Source organism: Blastococcus saxobsidens DD2 (assembly GCF_000284015.1).
Taxonomy (GTDB): domain Bacteria; phylum Actinomycetota; class Actinomycetes; order Mycobacteriales; family Geodermatophilaceae; genus Blastococcus; species Blastococcus saxobsidens_A.
The window spans coordinates 1,263,341-1,278,288 of sequence record NC_016943.1 but is presented as its reverse complement, the minus strand read 5'-3'; the positions used below and the strand labels follow the sequence as shown (position 1 = coordinate 1,278,288).

Sequence of the window (14,948 nt, the reverse complement as noted above, 5' to 3'; positions counted from 1 at the left end):
GCCGAGGCACTCGACGCCGGCGGCGCACTGACCCCGGGCGGACCCGTCGGTCGCCTCGGCGAGGTGCCGGCGAGCGGGGCGCACGAGGGGTTCCCCGGCGTGCGCACCCGCGTCACCTGATCAGGACTCGGCGAACACCACGAGGTTCTCGGTGGAGGCCCGGCCACCACCGCGCTGGAAGCAGGTGATCAGCACCAGCCGCCCCGGCGAGGCCTCCCACACCTCGGTGGCGCCGGGCAGCTCGCCCTTGGCGTAGCGCTTCGTTCGCTCGACGGTGTAGCTGACCGTGCCCCTGGGAGTGCTGACCTCGACGACGTCCCCCGCGGCGAGCTTGCTGCCCCCGCCGTCGGACTCCATCAACGGGTCGAAGCCGTACTCGCCGGTCCCTGTCGAATGCGCGGCGAGGTAGAGCGTGTTGTCGCTTTCCCCCGCCGCGCCGACCGGGTCGCCGTACGGCTCGATCCAGTAGGCAGCGGTCAGCGTCGGCGGGTTGATGGCGCCGCCACGCGGGGTCAGCGGCAGCACGGGCAGGTCCAGGTCGGCCGCCGGGACGGTCACGTGCACGTCCGAGGAGGGCGTCGGCAGCGTCACCCCCTCGGGCGGCAGGGTCGGCGGGACCTCCTCGGGAGGCGGAGCCGAGGTGGCCGCCACCATCGGGGCGGGCCCGATGGCGGCGACCGGCTGCTCGCCATCAGCCAGGCCGATGGCGAGCAGCGCAGCCCCGGCGAGCCCGACGGCGGCGACCGCGGTGACGGCGCCGGCGCGCGGACTCGTGGCCGTCAGTCGGCGCACGTGCCGCCCACCGCCGCACGGCGACGGGTGCGGGCGGCGGTCACGCCACCCACGCCCGCGGCGACCAGCAGCCCGGCGCCCGCGGCGACCGCGAGGATGCCGGTGGAGCCCGCCTCGACCGCCTCGACGCCGGTGTTCGAGCGCAGGCCGTCGTTGACCACCGGCGCGGCCGTCGGCGGCGCCGTCGGCGGGGCGACCACGGCCTCCGCGGCCACGGTGAGCTCCACGGCGACGATCGAGATGCCGCCGGACGGGGTCTGCTGCGCGACCACGAGGCCGTAGGAGCCGGCCGTCGTGTCAGCCGGCAGCACGAAGGTCGCCGTCGAGCCGCTGACCTGGACCGTCAGCGGCACTGCCGCACCCGTGGCGTCGCCGTTGGCGTCGAGCGCTTGCAGGCCGACCAGAACGCCGGTCAGGTCGGTGAGGTCGAGCTCCCGCAGCACCGAAGCGGCGGTCAGGTCCAGCGTGACGGTCGAGCCGGCCGTCACCGGCACCGGGCAGGACGTGGCGGACGAGAGCGCGCAGGGCACCTGCGACACCGCGACCAGCTCGGGCGCAACGTTCTCCGCGGGAAGCGCGGAGGGGTCGAACGCGAGCTCGTAGAACACCGGGTCGTAGTAGGTGAACGCCGGGCCCAGGGTCGAGGTGAGCGGCTCGAGGAACAGGCTGGCGGCATCAACGCCCACGCTGTCGTCGGCAGGCAGGGTGACCGTGATGCTGCCGGTGCCCGCGCCGCTGATCGTGAGGGGCAGCTCGGCGCCCGTGGGGTTGGAGGCGTACACCACGTCGGGGGTGCCGTCGCCGTCGTCGTCGAAGGTCAGCGCGGCCTCGACGGCGGAGTCGTCGAGCTCCGCGGGCAGGTCGACGGTGATCGTGCCGCTGTACTGCACCAGCACGGGCGTCACGACGGGCCCGGTGGCCGGGTCGGCCATGGGGTCCATCGCGCCGACGTTCTCGACCGGGAAGGCATCCAGCGCGACCTCGGCGGGCTCGAGCGGGATGGTGACGTCGGTCGCGGCGCCGGCGGGAGGCGTGATGCCGACGAGGAGGACGGCGGCGCCGATGCCGACGAGGCCGAGGCGCTGCATCTGCGGCCGGCGGGACAGGGAGGGGCTGGACATGGAGGGACACCTTCCGGCGACCGCAGCGCCCCAGCGGCGCTGACTGCTGCGGAAACGTAATGTCACCGGTCAGTTCACGTGCGTGCATGACACGCATGCCGATACGCGTGGGGCAGGGCGTCATCAGAGTGTGACGTGCAATATGGCTGCACCTACCAAGTCTCGCCGACGATCGGGCATTCGTTGTGGCGATGTGTGTCAAGAGCCACCTTCAGCACGCACATGGCAGGCATATTCTTGCCCTCGTTCGCTCGCACGTCGGCCCGGCTCGGGACGCCGATCGGATCGGCGTCCGGCCATAGGCGCAGAACCGCAGGCTCGGGCGGAACACCGCAGGAACGCGTCGCCGGAACCGGCGAGCTGCCGACGGTGCTCGTGCGCTACACCACCTTCTCGCCGGCGTTCGCCGGCCGGGCCACCGCCCGGCGGCCGGTGACGTCAGGCGCTGACGCTCTCCGGCACGCCGAGCCACTCCCGCCAGCGGGGATCGACCGTCCGGTGGCCGAGCAGCCGCCAGGCCGCACCGCTGGGTGTGCTCGGCGGGTGCGGCAGCTTCCAGCCCAGCTCGGCCAGGGAGCGGTCGGCCTTGGTGTGGTTGCACCGACGGCAGGCCGCCACCACGTTGTCCCAGGTGTGGGTCCCGCCCCGGCTGCGCGGCACCACGTGGTCGATGCTCGTGGCCGAGCCGCCGCAGTAGACGCAGGTCTGCCCGTCGCGGGTGAACACCGCCCGCCGCGACAGCGGCACCGACGCCGGGTACGGCACCCGGACGTAGCGGGTCAACCGGACCACCACGGGGACGGGGACGCTCAGGGTCGCGGCGCGCACCAGCTCGGCGGTGACGTCGACCGACTCGGCCTTCTCGGCGAGGACGAGCACGATCGCCCGCCGGCTGGAGACGACGCACAGCGGCTCGTACGTGGCGTTGAGCAGCAGGGTGGCGCCCGTGGTGGCGGGTGAGGGCACGGGGACGAGCGGCGGGACGGGGTCGCGCCGCGGGCCTGGGTGACCCGCCGACGTCGACCCGGGCGCGGAACGCGGCACGGATCACCTCCGGACGCCCCGGACCGCCGGGTGCTGCACGACCCGCGGGCAGGCCCATTCTGACCCGTGATCGCGCCGTCGGCGCACTCGAGTTTCGCGCACTGCGCCCGGCAGGCCCCCCGGACCGCCACTAGCGTGCCGGGAATGCGCTACCCGGAGGCCCCGCGCCTGGACCTCGTCGACGACCTGCACGGCCACCGCGTCGCCGATCCCTACCGCTGGCTGGAGGACCCGGACGATCCCCGCACGCAGGAGTGGTCGCGGGCGCAGGATGAGCTCACCGCCCAGGTGCTCTCCGCCCTGCCGCTGCGCGAACGGTTCGCCGCGAGCCTCGGCGACCTGGTGCGGTCGGGCGCCGTCGGCGTGCCCGTGTGGCGCGGGGAGCGCGCCTTCTCGACCCGCCGCGACCCCGGTCAGGAGCACGCCGTCCTGCGGGTGCGCGAGGCCGACGGCGCGGTCCGGGTGCTGGTCGACCCGATGGCCCTCGACCCCGCGGGGACGACGACGCTCGACGCCTGGTCGCCGTCCTGGGAGGGCGACCGGCTGGCGTACCAGGTCTCCACCGGCGGCGACGAGGAGTCGCAGCTGTTCGTCCTCGACGTCGCCAACGGCGAGCTGCTCGACGGGCCGGTCGACCGGTGCCGCTACTCCCCCGTCGGGTGGCTGCCCGGCGGGAAGGAGCTGTTCTACGTGCGGCGCCTGGCCCCTGACCTGGTGCCCGCCGGGGAGGAGCAGTTCCACCGCCGCGTCTGGCGCCACCGGGTGGGCGCACCGGCCGACGACGACGTCCTCGTGCACGGGGAGGGCAGCGATCCGGCCAGCTACTTCGGCGTGCGCACCAGCCGGGACGGCCGCTGGCTGGTCGTCTCCCGGTCGGTGGGCACCGCGCCGCGGGACGACGTCTGGCTGGCCGACCTGGGCGGGGACGGCGTCCTGCGGGAGCTGCAGCTCGGCGTCGACGCCCAGACCGCCGCCTGGGTGGCGCGGGACGGGCGGCTCTGGCTGATGAGCGACCGGGACGCCCCGCGCTGGCGGCTGGCGGTCGCCGACCCCGCCGATCCCGCGACCTGGGCCCCGGAGCGCTGGCAGGACGTGATCCCGCAGCAGGAGGGCGCGGTCCTCTCCGACGTCGCGCTCGTCGACGGGCCGGACGGCGCGCTGCAGGTGCTCGCCGTGCACGCGGTGGACGCCACCGACCGGCTGTCGCTGTGGGCCGGGGACGGCGGCGGCCGGCTCGCCGAGGTGGCCGCTCCGGGCGCCGGCAGCATCTCCGGCGTCAGCGCGCCGCCCGAGGGCGGCACCAGCGCGTGGGTGGGCTACACCGACTACGCGACCCCGCCGTCGGTGCTGCGCTGGGACGCCGGCCCGTCCGCCGACCTGGTCCCCTGGGAGCAGGCCGACGTGGCCGGCGAGGTGCCGGCGCTGACCGTCGTGGAGACGCACGCGACGTCGAAGGACGGCACCGCGGTGCACCTGTTCGTGCTCTCGGGGACGGGCCAACCCGACCGCCCGCGTCCGGCGGTCCTGTACGGCTACGGCGGGTTCAACGTCTCCCTCACCCCCGCCTACTCGGCGCAGGCGCTGGCCTGGGTCGCCGCGGGCGGCGTCTGGGTGGTGGCGAACCTGCGCGGCGGCTCCGAGCACGGTGAGGAGTGGCACCGCGCCGGGATGCGCGAGCGCAAGCAGAACGTCTTCGACGACTTCGCCGCCGCCGGGAAGCACCTGGTGGCCGGCGGCTGGACGACGCACCAGCAGCTGGCGGTCATGGGTGGCTCGAACGGCGGCCTGCTGGTCGGTGCCACGCTGACCCAGCGCCCGGACCTGGCCGCCGCCGTCGTCTGCAGCGCGCCGCTGCTGGACATGGTCCGGTACGAGCTGTTCGGTCTGGGCCGCACCTGGAACGACGAGTACGGCACCGCGGAGGACCCGGTGGAGCTGGGCTGGCTGCTGGGCTACTCGCCGTACCACGCGGTGCGCGCGGGCACGGCCTACCCGGCGGTGCTGGTCACGACGTTCGAGTCCGACACCCGGGTGGACCCGCTGCACGGGCGGAAGCTGGCCGCCGCGCTGCAGCACGCCACCGCCTCCGACGCCCCGGTCGTGCTGCGCCGGGAGACGTCGGTCGGGCACGGCGCACGGGCGGTGAGCCGGACCGTGGGCCTGGCCGCCGACCAGTTGGCGTTCCTCGCGGCGCACACGGGGCTTCCCGGCTGACAGTGCGTTCGGTCAGCCTCCGGACACGCAGCGTGGCGTCCACCGGCACTGTCACCAGCACCTGAGAAGATTCCGGTAATGACCGGATCACCCGCCGTGCTCGCCGTGGACGACGACGCGTCCGTACCCGACTGCGCCGACTACTGGCTCTGCCAGAAGGTCTACGACTGGTTCGGCCTGGACTGGCTCGCCGAGAACGCCGGCACGCTCATCGTCACCCCGGGGCGCATCCTGCTCGTCGTCGTGCTCGCCGCGGTCGCCCGGGCGCTCGCCCACCGGGCCATCCAGCGGCTGACCGACCGGACGGCGACCGGGGCGATGCCCACGATCCTGCGCCCGCTGCGCAACCGGGTCCCGCAGCCGGGCGACGCGGTCGACCAGATCACCGCCCGGCGCACCCAGCGGGCGGCGGCCATCGGCTCGGTCCTGCGCAGTTTCGCCTCGATCGTGATCCTCGGAATCGCCGTCGTGCTCGTGCTGGGTGAGCTCGGCCTCAACCTGGCGCCGATCGTGGCCAGCGCCGGCGTCGTGGGCGTCGCGCTCGGTTTCGGTGCGCAGAACCTGATCAAGGACTTCATCGCCGGCATCGGGATCATCCTCGAGGACCAGTACGGCGTCGGTGACGTCGTCGACCTCGGCGAGGCCATCGGCACCGTGGAAGCGGTCGGCCTCCGGATCACCCGGCTCCGCGACGTCAACGGCGTCGTCTGGTACGTGCGCAACGGCGAGGTCCTCCGCGTCGGCAACAAGAGCCAGGGCTATGCCCAGGTGGTGATCGACATGCCCGTCGCGCACGACACCGACCTGGAACGCGCCCGGACGGTGATGCAGGAGGTCGCCGACGCGATGTACGCCGAGGAGGAGTGGATCGGCGTGCTGCTGGCCGAGCCGGAGTCGCTGGGCGTCGAGCAGATCACCACCGAGGGTGTCTTCCTGCGGCTGATGGTCCGCACCACCAACACCGACCAGTGGCGGGTCGGGCGGGAGCTGCGGATGCGGCTCAAGGAGCGGTTCGTCGCCGAGGGCATCCGCACGCCCTTGCCGCTGCTGGGCAGCGTCTCCGGCGCCGGAACGGGGCCCCGCTGACCGCTGGGGCGCCGGAGGGACCCCCCGAGGGCGCGACACTGCGGCAGGCGACGTTCCGCGAGGTCTTCGCCGTCCGCGAGTTCCGCCCGTTGTTCGGCACCTTCCTGCTGTCCGCGGCCGGTGACGAACTGGCCCGTGTGGCCCTGACCGTCCTCGTCTACGACCGCACCTCCTCCCCGCTGCTGGCGGCGCTGACCTTCGCGATCAGCCACCTGCCCTGGCTGGTCGGCGGTCCGCTGCTGTCCACCCTCGCCGACCGGCTGCCCCGGCACCGCGTGCTGATCGCCACCGACGCCGCCCGCGCCGGTCTGGTCGCGATCATGGCCATCCCGGGCACGCCCCTGCCGGTGCTGCTGGCGCTGCTGTTCGTGGTGGGCATGTGCGCGCCGCCGTTCGAATCGGCCCGCTCGGCGCTCATGGCCGACGTCCTCGACGGCGACCGGTACGCCGTGGCGACCTCGCTGACCGGCATCACCCTGCAGCTCGCCCAGGTCGCCGGCTTCCTCGCCGGTGGGGCGCTGGTGGCGGTGCTGAACCCCTCGGCGGCACTGCTCGTCGACGCGGCCACGTTCGTGGTCTCGGCCATCTGGCTGTGGGCCCGGTTGCAGCCGCGCCCGGCGCCGATCGCCGAGGGCGGCGGGCACCGCGGATCCCTGTGGCGCGACACCGCCCTCGGCCTGCGGTTCATCCGCCGCAGCCCCCGGCTGCTGGCCATCGTCGGCGTGCTCTGGGTGACCACCGGGTTCGTCTACGCCTCGGAGGGCATCGCCGCCCCGCTGGTCGACTCGCTCGGCCAGGGCGCGACGGCGGTCGGCGTGCTGCTGGCCGCGAACCCGCTGGGCGTCACGATCGGTGGGCTGGTCATCGCCCGGCTGGTCCCCCCGGCCCGGCGGGAACGGCTGGTCGTCCCGCTGGTCGTGCTGTCGCTCATCCCGGTGCTCGTCGGCGGGCTGGTCGCGGCGGTGACCGGACCGGGCGCGCTGCCGTTCTGGGTGCTGGTCGGGATGCTGTTCCTCTCCGGGCTGGGAGCGGCCTGGTCCATCCCGCTCAACGTGGCCTTCGTGCAGGCGGTCCCGAGCGCCTACCGCGGGCGGGCGTTCGGCGTCGCGGCCAGCGGTCTGGCCGGCGTGCAGGGCCTCGGCGCCCTGGCCGCCGGGCTCGCGGCCGAGGGGCTCTCGCCGGGCTACGTGGTCGCGCTCTCCGGCGGGCTCGGAATGATCGCCGTCGCCCCGGCGCTGTCGGCCTATCGGCGGACGCGGACAGGAACGGACGCCACGGTCGGCAGCGAGGGAGGATCCGGGGCATGAGCGAGTCGAGGCGGTCGCTGCCGTCGGCGCGGACCTTCTACGACGAGGTCGGCGGCGAGCCCACGTTCCGTCGCCTGGTCAGCCGCTTCTACGCGGGCGTGCGCACCGATCCGGTGCTCGTCCCGATGTACCCCCAGGACGACTGGGAGGGCGCCGAGACGCGGCTGCGCGGCTTCCTCCAGCAGTACTGGGGCGGGCCGACGACCTACTCCCAGGAGCGTGGGCACCCGCGGCTGCGGATGCGGCACGCGCCGTTCGCCATCGGCCCGGCCGAGCGGGACGCGTGGCTGGCACACATGCGCGACGCCGTCGACTCCCTGCAACTGCCGCCCGAGCAGGACGCCACGCTGTGGGGTTACCTGGAGATGGCGGCGCACAGCATGCAGAACCGCTGAGCCGCCCGCCTCCCTCGACCGCCCGCCGACGCAGCAGCGCCGGCCGTGGTCGCACGCCTGCACATCCACGAGAACACCTGAGGAGCCCGGTGAGCCCGGCGACGTCCACCCCGTCCACCATCGACGCCGACTGGTGGCGGGACGCGGTCTTCTACCAGATCTACATCCGCAGCTTCGCCGACGGCAACGGCGACGGGGTGGGTGATCTGGCCGGCATCCGGGCACGGCTCCCCTACCTCGCCGATCTCGGCATCGACGCGCTGTGGATCACACCGTTCTACCCCTCGCCGATGGCCGACCACGGCTACGACGTCGCCGACCCGCGCGACGTCGAGCCGGTCTTCGGCGATCTCGCCGAGTTCGACGCCCTGCTCGCCGAGGCCCACGCCCGCGGGATCCGGGTGACCGTCGACCTGGTGCCCAACCACAGCTCGCACGACCACGAGTGGTTCCAGGCGGCCCTGGCCGCCGCCCCGGGCTCCCCCGAGCGGGCGCGCTACCACTTCCAGGACGGCCACGGAGCCGACGGCAGCCGGCCGCCCAACAACTGGCCGTCGGTGTTCGGCGGACCGGCGTGGACCCGGCTGCCCGACGGCCAGTGGTACCTGCACCTGTTCGCACCGGAGCAGCCGGACCTGAACTTCGCCAACCCCGAGGTGGTGGCCGACCTCGAGGAGACGATGCGCTTCTGGCTCGACCGAGGGGTCGACGGGTTCCGCATCGACGTCGCCCACGGGATGGCGAAGCCGGACGGGCTGCCGGACATGGTGCCGCTCGACGACACCGGCCTGCTGGCCGACCACGCGCCGGGCGACGAGCGGTTCGACTCCGAGGGCGTGCACGCGATGCACCGGCGGATCCGCCGGGTCGTCGAGGAGTACCCCGGCCGGATGGCCGTCGGCGAGGTGTGGCTGCGCGACGACCAGCGACTGGCCCGGTACCTGCGCGCCGACGAGCTGCAGCTCGCGTTCAACTTCAAGCTGGTCACGGCCGGGTGGACGGCGAAGGAGATCCGCACCGCCGTCGAGGACTCGCTCGCCACCGTGGCCGGCACGCCGGCGCCCGCCTGCTGGGTGCTGTCCAACCACGACGTCTCCCGGCACGTCACCCGCTACGGCGGCGGCGAGCTGGGCATCCGGCGGGCGCGGGCCGCGGCGCTGCTGCAGCTGGCGCTGCCCGGGGCGGCGTACCTCTACAACGGGGACGAGCTCGGCATGCCGGACGTCGAGCTGCCCGACGAGGCGCTCCAGGACCCCATCTGGGAACGGTCCGGGCGCGCCGAGCGCGGCCGCGACGCCTGCCGCATCCCGATGCCGTGGTCGGGCGCCGAGCCCCCCTACGGCTTCTCGTCCCGTGCGGACACCTGGCTGCCCATGCCCGAGGGCTGGGGGCCGCTGACCGCCGACGCCCAGCGCGCCGACGGCAACTCGATGCAGTCGCTGTACCGAGCCGCTCTCGCTCTGCGCTCCACTTCCCCGCTGTTCGCGGGGGAACAGGTCGAGTGGTTGCAGTCACCCGACGGTTGTGTCGCCTTCTGCCGTCCCGGCGGGCTGGTCTGCGTGCTCAACCTCTCGGGCGCTCCGACCCCGCTCCCCGAGGGGCGCGTGCTAGTGAGCAGCGCACCGGTCGAGGACGGGCTGCTGCCCGACGACGCCGCGGTGTGGCTCCAGCCCTGAGCCGACCGGCCGGTACCCGGGCGCCCCTGGGCGCTCGGGTACCTTGCCGCAGGTGACGCCGGGCCGGCGACGCCCCACCACCGGCGCATCGCAGGAGCTGACATGAAGACCCGGGACCTGGCCTACATCGCCCTCTTCGCGGCCGTCATCGCCGTGCTGGGGACCCTGCCGGCGGTCGCCATCGGCCCGGTGCCCATCACCGCGCAGACCCTCGGCGTGATGCTGGCCGGCAGCGTCCTGGGTGCTCGCCGCGGCTTCCTGTCCGTGCTGCTGTTCCTCGTGCTGGTGGCGATCGGGCTGCCGCTGCTGGCCAGCGGCTCCGGTGGGCTCGCGGTCTTCGCCGGGCCGACCGCCGGCTACCTGTTCAGCTGGCCGATCGCGGCGTTCGTCATCGGGTGGCTGACGGAGCGGTTCTGGGCCCGCTACAACGTGGCGTGGGGCGTGCTGTCCAACGTCGTCGGCGGGATGGTCGTCATCTACCTGATCGGCGTGCCGGTGCTCGCCGCCGTCGCCAACCTCTCGCTGGGCGCGGCGATCGTGTCCGGGGCCCTGCCCTTTCTGATCGGGGACGCGATCAAGGCCTTTCTCGCCGCCGCGATCGCCGCCCAGGTCCGCCGCAGCTACCCGGTGATCGAGCGACCGCGGCAGGCGCTCGCCACCCGGTGAGGTTCGGCCGGCCGCAGCCGCGGTCCGCTGCGGTCGCCGACCCCGCGCGCGGCATCGAGCTGCGCGGGGTGTCGCACCGCTACGGCGACCGTGCGGTGCTCGACGACATCGACCTGCACCTGACCGAGGCGCGCATCGGCGTCATCGGCGCGAACGGCTCGGGCAAGAGCACCTTCGCCCGGCTGCTCAACGGCCTGGTGCCGCCCACCACGGGCCAGGTGCTGGTCGACGGGCTGGACACCGCCACGCAGCTGCGCGAGGTGCGCCGGCGGGTCGGCTTCGTGTTCCAGGACCCCGACGCGCAGATCGTGTACCCGACGGTGGCCGAGGACGCCGCCTACGGGCTGGAGAACCAGGGCGTGCCGGCCGACGAACGCGCCGAGCGGGTGGCCGAGGTGCTGGACCGCTACGGGCTCTCCGGACATGCCGACCACCCGGCGCACCTGCTCTCGGGCGGCCAGAAACAGCTGCTGGCCATCGCGGGGGTGCTGGTGATGCGGCCGGCCCGCGTCGTGTTCGACGAGCCGACGACGCTGCTCGACCTGGTGAACGCGCGGCGGGTCGCGCGGGTGATCGACGAGCTGGAGCAGCAGGTGATCGTGGTGACCCACCAGCTGGACCTGCTCGACGGCTTCGACCGCGTGCTCGTGGTGGACGGCGGCCGGTTAGTGGAGGACGCCGCGCCCGGCCCTGCGGTCGCGGCCTACCGCGCGCTGATGGAGCGACGGTGACCCTCTCCCTCTACGTGCCGCGGCGCAGCCTCGTCCACCGGTTGCCTGCGGGGGCCAAGCTGCTGGCGCTCGCCGTGCTGGCCGTCGTGCTCTTCGCTGCGCCGAGCCTCCCCGTGGTCGGCGGCGCGCTCGTCGGTGTGCTCGCCGTCGGGCTCGTGCTCGCCCGGTTGCCGGTGGCCACGCTGGCCCGGCAGGCCCGGACCGTGTCGTGGTGGCTCGCGGGCCTGTTCGTGTTCCACGCGCTCTTCAGCGACGTGGCCACCGCCGCGCTGACCGTGCTGCGGCTGCTCGCGCTGGTGCTGGCCGCGGCGGTGGTCACCTCGACGACCCGGGTGACGGAGATGGTCGCCGTCATCGAGCGGCTGTGCGCGCCGCTGCGGCTGGTCGGCGTGCGGCCCGCCCGGATCGGGCTGGTGATCTCGATGGCGCTGCGGTTCATCCCGGTGCTGGCCGAGCGGACCGACCGGATCCGCCAGGCACAGGCCGCCCGCGGGGGCTCGGCCCGGGGCGTGCGCGGGCTCCGCACCACGGTGACCCCGCTGCTGGTGCAGCTGCTGCAGATGGCGCACACGATCAGCGAGGCGCTGGACGCCCGTGGCACCGACGACGTTCCTCCGGCCCGGGTCCGCCGCGCCCCGGCCGCCGGCTGACCGTGGAGGCTCCGATGGACACCGGTTCGCTGCTGGAGATCTGGACGACGTCCGAGGCCGCAACACCGATGTGTCGCCGGCCGTCGGCGCGGCTGCTCCCCGGGATCGGGCTGGAGGGCGACCGCTACGCCCTGGGCGGCGGGACGTGGGCGCAGTACCCCGACCTGGAGAAGCAGCTCACGCTGATCGACCGGGACGGCGTCGCCGCCGTCGCCACGGAGGTGGGCGCGGCGTTCACGACCGCGGACGCCCGGCGGAACCTGGTGACCACCGGGGTCGACCTGCCCTCTCTGGTGGGCCGCTGGTTCGCCGTCGGAGACGCGCTGCTGTTCGGGATGAAGCGCTGCCCGCCGTGCACCCACCTGGAGCGACTGACCGGGTTGAAGCTGGTCAAGGCGATGGTGCACCGGGGCGGGATCAACGCGGCGGTGTTCGGCGGAGGGCTGGTGACCGAGGGTGCGGTGGTCCGGCCGGTGTCGGACGAGGAGGCCGCCCGCCGCGGCGCGCCCACCGGCGCCGCCCGGCCGGTGCCGCGGATCGTCACCGGCTGACCACCTGACCACGACCGCTGCGCCGCCGGCCTGCACTACAGGTGTTCCGGGGAAGTCCGACTCTGCCCACCCGTGCTGGGCAGAGTCGGACTTCCCTCGGGTCTGCATCCCTGCCGCGCCGTCCGGGACCGGACACGCTCACACGCCGGCCGGTACGTCGGCCCAGCGGGCGAGGAACTCCTTCTCCTCGGGGGTGATCCGGCGCGGCCGGTTCAGCGCGAAGTCGAAGGGCACGAGCAAGGTGCTGCCGGTGACCGCGAGCACGCCGTGGTCGAACAGCTCGTAGTTGCAGGTGAACGCCGCGGCGCGGATGCCCGACACCCACACCTGCACCTCGAGTGGCTCGGCGTCGTAGACGACCGACCGCTTGTAGGCGATCTCGTGCGAGGCGACGACCAGGCCACGGCGCATGCCGGTCCGCTCATCGTGCGTGGGCTGCTCGAAGAAGAGGTTCACCCGCGCCATCTCGAAGTAGCCGAGGAAGGCGACGTTGTTGATGTGCTGGTAGGCGTCCATGTCCGACCACCGCATGGGGACCTGCACCGTGTGCCTCACGCCGCCACCCTGCCGTATCCGGCTCGGAGGACGTGACGGGCCCCGGGCCGCGCGCTCTGGCCTCGGCGCGTGAGCGACCCCTGGGACGCCGCGGCACCGGGTGTGCTGACGCTGCCGTCGGCCGTCTGATCTGCGGACGCGGGCTCCGGGCCGGGCGTCCGCCGGATGCCCAGCCCGAGTTCGGCGTCTACCTCCTGGGCCGGCCACCGGAGCCGATGCCCTGGGACAGCCGGTGGGTCCGACGGCCGGACTTCCGGCTGCCGCGTGATCCGGCGGGACTGCGCCGGGCCCTGTCGGAGGCCTGGGAGCGGGCGGCGCTGGAGCGGGTGGAGGTGGCGTGCGGGGGCGGTCGAGACCCGCGGGCAGCGCCGGTTCGTCACCGCCTTCGGCGGCTGAGGGATTCACGGACAGCGACGACCGGCACGGAGCGGATGCTCCGGCCGGCCGTCGGTGGTGACGCTCTGGGGCCTGCTAGTCCCGGCTGAGCTTGCGGTACGTCGCGCGGTGCGGCCGCGTCGCCTCCTGGCCGAGCCGCTCCACCTTGTTCTTCTCGTAGTCCTGGAAGTTGCCCTCGAACCAGAACCACTTGGAGTCGCCCTCGTAGGCGAGGATGTGCGTCGCGACGCGGTCGAGGAACCACCGGTCGTGGCTGACGACGACGGCGCAGCCGGGGAACTCCAGCAGGGCGCCTTCGAGGCTGGTCAGCGTCTCGGTGTCCAGGTCGTTCGTCGGCTCGTCGAGCAGCAGCAGGTTGCCGCCCTGCTTGAGGGTCAAGGCCAGGTTGAGGCGGTTGCGCTCGCCACCGGACAGCACGCCGGCCGGCTTCTGCTGGTCCGGGCCCTTGAACCCGAAGGCGGCGATGTAGGCGCGCGAGGGCATCTCGACGTTGCCCACCTTGATGTGGTCGAGGCCGTCGGACACGACCTCCCACAGGGTCTTCTTCGGGTCGATGCCGCTGCGGTTCTGCTCGACGTAGGAGAGCTTCACGGTCTCGCCGACCTTGATCTCGCCGTCGTCGGGCTTCTCCTCGCCGACCAGCATCTTGAACAGCGTGGTCTTGCCGACGCCGTTCGGGCCGACGACGCCCACGATGCCGTTGCGCGGAAGCGTGAACGACAGGTCGTCGATCAGCACGCGGTCGCCGAAACCCTTGGTCAGCTTGTTCGTCTCGACGACGACGCTGCCCAGCCGCGGGCCCGGTGGGATCTGGATCTCCTCGAAATCCAGCTTGCGGAACTTGTCCGCCTCCGCGGCCATCTCCTCGTACCGGGCCAGCCGCGCCTTGCTCTTGGCCTGACGCGCCTTGGCGCCCGAGCGGACCCACTCGAGCTCGTCCTTGAGCCGCTTGGCGCGCTTGGCGTCCTTGGCTCCCTCGACCTGGAGCCGGGCGGCCTTGGTCTCCAGGTAGGTGGAGTAGTTCCCCTCGTAGGGGTAGGCCCGGCCACGGTCGAGCTCGAGGATCCACTGGGCGACGTTGTCGAGGAAGTACCGGTCGTGGGTGACGGCGACGACGGTGCCGGCGTACTTCTCCAGGTGCTGCTCCAGCCAGGCCACGCTCTCGGCGTCCAGGTGGTTGGTGGGCTCGTCGAGCAGCAGCAGGTCCGGCGCCTCGAGCAGCAGTCGGCACAGCGCGACGCGGCGGCGCTCACCACCGGAGAGGACGGTGACGTCGGCGTCGCCGGGCGGGCAGCGCAGGGCGTCCATGGCCTGCTCGATGCGGGCGTCGAGCTCCCAGCCGTCCTGGTTCTCGATGGTCTCCATGAGCTCGCCCTGCTCCGCCATGAGCGCGTCGAAGTCGGCGTCCGGCTCACCCATCGCAGCGCTGACCTCTTCGAACCGGGTCAGCGCATCGCGCAGCGGCTTGACCGCCTCCTCGACGTTGCCGCGCACGTCGAGGTTCTCGTTGAGCGGCGGCTCCTGCAGCAGGATGCCGACCGTCGCCTCCGGCGCCAGCGTGGCGTCGCCGTTGGAGGGCTGCTGCATGCCGGCCATGATCTGGAGCACGGTCGACTTGCCGGCGCCGTTCGGCCCGACCACACCGATCTTCGCACCGGGCAGGAAGGACAGGGTGACGTTGTCGAGGATCACCTTGTCGCCGTGCGCCTTGCGCGCGCGGACCATCGTGTAGATGTACTGAGCCACTGGGCTTCGGAGCCTTCC

General features: G+C 73.5%; 14 protein-coding genes. 9 read left to right on the top strand and 5 right to left on the bottom strand.

Annotation, left to right across the window (positions count from 1 at the left end; translation table 11 throughout):
- Positions 1-120: 120 nt before the first annotated feature.
- The 3 genes from BLASA_RS06075 to BLASA_RS06065 form a co-directional block, all read right to left on the bottom strand.
- Positions 121-792 carry a class F sortase gene (locus BLASA_RS06075; RefSeq protein WP_014375166.1) on the bottom strand — a complete coding sequence of 224 codons (672 nt, stop codon included), beginning with the start codon at positions 790-792 and terminating at the stop codon, positions 121-123.
- Entirely contained in the window at positions 780-1,913 is a 1,134-nt protein-coding gene (locus tag BLASA_RS06070) for a hypothetical protein (RefSeq protein ID WP_014375165.1), read from the bottom strand. The genes BLASA_RS06075 and BLASA_RS06070 overlap by 13 nt, the downstream gene beginning before the upstream one ends.
- Before the next feature lie 438 nt (positions 1,914-2,351).
- Entirely contained in the window at positions 2,352-2,879 is a 528-nt protein-coding gene (locus BLASA_RS06065) for an HNH endonuclease (protein ID WP_014375164.1), read from the bottom strand.
- Positions 2,880-3,101: 222 nt separating this feature from the next.
- Between BLASA_RS06065 and BLASA_RS06060 the strand changes: the two genes are divergently transcribed.
- From BLASA_RS06060 to BLASA_RS06020, 9 genes are all read left to right on the top strand, one after another.
- Entirely contained in the window at positions 3,102-5,171 is a 2,070-nt protein-coding gene (locus BLASA_RS06060; RefSeq protein ID WP_014375163.1) for a prolyl oligopeptidase family serine peptidase, read from the top strand.
- 78 nt (positions 5,172-5,249) lie between these two features.
- The gene (locus BLASA_RS06055) at positions 5,250-6,257 is read left to right on the top strand and encodes a mechanosensitive ion channel family protein (RefSeq protein WP_041775635.1); all 1,008 of its coding nucleotides are present in this window, start codon (positions 5,250-5,252) and stop codon (positions 6,255-6,257) included.
- Positions 6,254-7,564, top strand: a complete 1,311-nt coding sequence (locus tag BLASA_RS06050) for an MFS transporter (RefSeq protein ID WP_083878137.1) — start codon at positions 6,254-6,256, stop codon at positions 7,562-7,564. Before BLASA_RS06055 ends, BLASA_RS06050 begins: the two co-directional genes overlap by 4 nt.
- A complete protein-coding gene (locus BLASA_RS06045) occupies positions 7,561-7,959 on the top strand; it encodes a globin (protein ID WP_014375160.1) in 399 nt (132 codons plus the stop codon). The genes BLASA_RS06050 and BLASA_RS06045 overlap by 4 nt, the downstream gene beginning before the upstream one ends.
- Before the next feature lie 89 nt (positions 7,960-8,048).
- Positions 8,049-9,635, top strand: a complete 1,587-nt coding sequence (locus BLASA_RS06040) for an alpha-amylase family glycosyl hydrolase (protein WP_014375159.1) — start codon at positions 8,049-8,051, stop codon at positions 9,633-9,635.
- A 102-nt stretch (positions 9,636-9,737) separates the two neighbouring features.
- A complete protein-coding gene (locus tag BLASA_RS06035) occupies positions 9,738-10,301 on the top strand; it encodes a biotin transporter BioY (protein ID WP_014375158.1) in 564 nt (187 codons plus the stop codon).
- Positions 10,298-11,032, top strand: a complete 735-nt coding sequence (locus BLASA_RS06030) for an energy-coupling factor ABC transporter ATP-binding protein (protein ID WP_014375157.1) — start codon at positions 10,298-10,300, stop codon at positions 11,030-11,032. The genes BLASA_RS06035 and BLASA_RS06030 overlap by 4 nt, the downstream gene beginning before the upstream one ends.
- Positions 11,029-11,682, top strand: coding sequence for an energy-coupling factor transporter transmembrane component T family protein (locus BLASA_RS06025; RefSeq protein ID WP_014375156.1), 654 nt, complete (start codon positions 11,029-11,031; stop codon positions 11,680-11,682). The genes BLASA_RS06030 and BLASA_RS06025 overlap by 4 nt, the downstream gene beginning before the upstream one ends.
- A gap of 14 nt (positions 11,683-11,696) precedes the next feature.
- Positions 11,697-12,233, top strand: a complete 537-nt coding sequence (locus tag BLASA_RS06020; protein WP_014375155.1) for an MOSC domain-containing protein — start codon at positions 11,697-11,699, stop codon at positions 12,231-12,233.
- A 138-nt stretch (positions 12,234-12,371) separates the two neighbouring features.
- Here BLASA_RS06020 and BLASA_RS06015 read toward each other — a convergent pair whose 3' ends face one another.
- Both BLASA_RS06015 and ettA read right to left on the bottom strand, forming a co-directional pair.
- The gene (locus BLASA_RS06015; protein ID WP_014375154.1) at positions 12,372-12,788 is read right to left on the bottom strand and encodes an acyl-CoA thioesterase; all 417 of its coding nucleotides are present in this window, start codon (positions 12,786-12,788) and stop codon (positions 12,372-12,374) included.
- Between the two features lie 471 nt (positions 12,789-13,259).
- A complete protein-coding gene (gene ettA, locus BLASA_RS06010; protein WP_014375152.1) occupies positions 13,260-14,930 on the bottom strand; it encodes an energy-dependent translational throttle protein EttA in 1,671 nt (556 codons plus the stop codon).
- Positions 14,931-14,948: the final 18 nt, after the last annotated feature.

What these genes read in the sequence shown, in the direction of transcription:
- BLASA_RS06060 (WP_014375163.1), top strand. Translation starts at nt 3,102, where the DNA reads ATGCGCTACCCGGAGGCCCCGCGCCTGGACCTCGTCGACGACCTGCAC.
- BLASA_RS06055 (WP_041775635.1), top strand. Translation starts at nt 5,250, where the DNA reads ATGACCGGATCACCCGCCGTGCTCGCCGTGGACGACGACGCGTCCGTA.
- BLASA_RS06020 (WP_014375155.1), top strand. Translation starts at nt 11,697, where the DNA reads ATGGACACCGGTTCGCTGCTGGAGATCTGGACGACGTCCGAGGCCGCA.
- BLASA_RS06070 (WP_014375165.1), bottom strand. Translation starts at nt 1,913, where the DNA reads ATGTCCAGCCCCTCCCTGTCCCGCCGGCCGCAGATGCAGCGCCTCGGC.
- BLASA_RS06045 (WP_014375160.1), top strand. Translation starts at nt 7,561, where the DNA reads ATGAGCGAGTCGAGGCGGTCGCTGCCGTCGGCGCGGACCTTCTACGAC.
- BLASA_RS06035 (WP_014375158.1), top strand. Translation starts at nt 9,738, where the DNA reads ATGAAGACCCGGGACCTGGCCTACATCGCCCTCTTCGCGGCCGTCATC.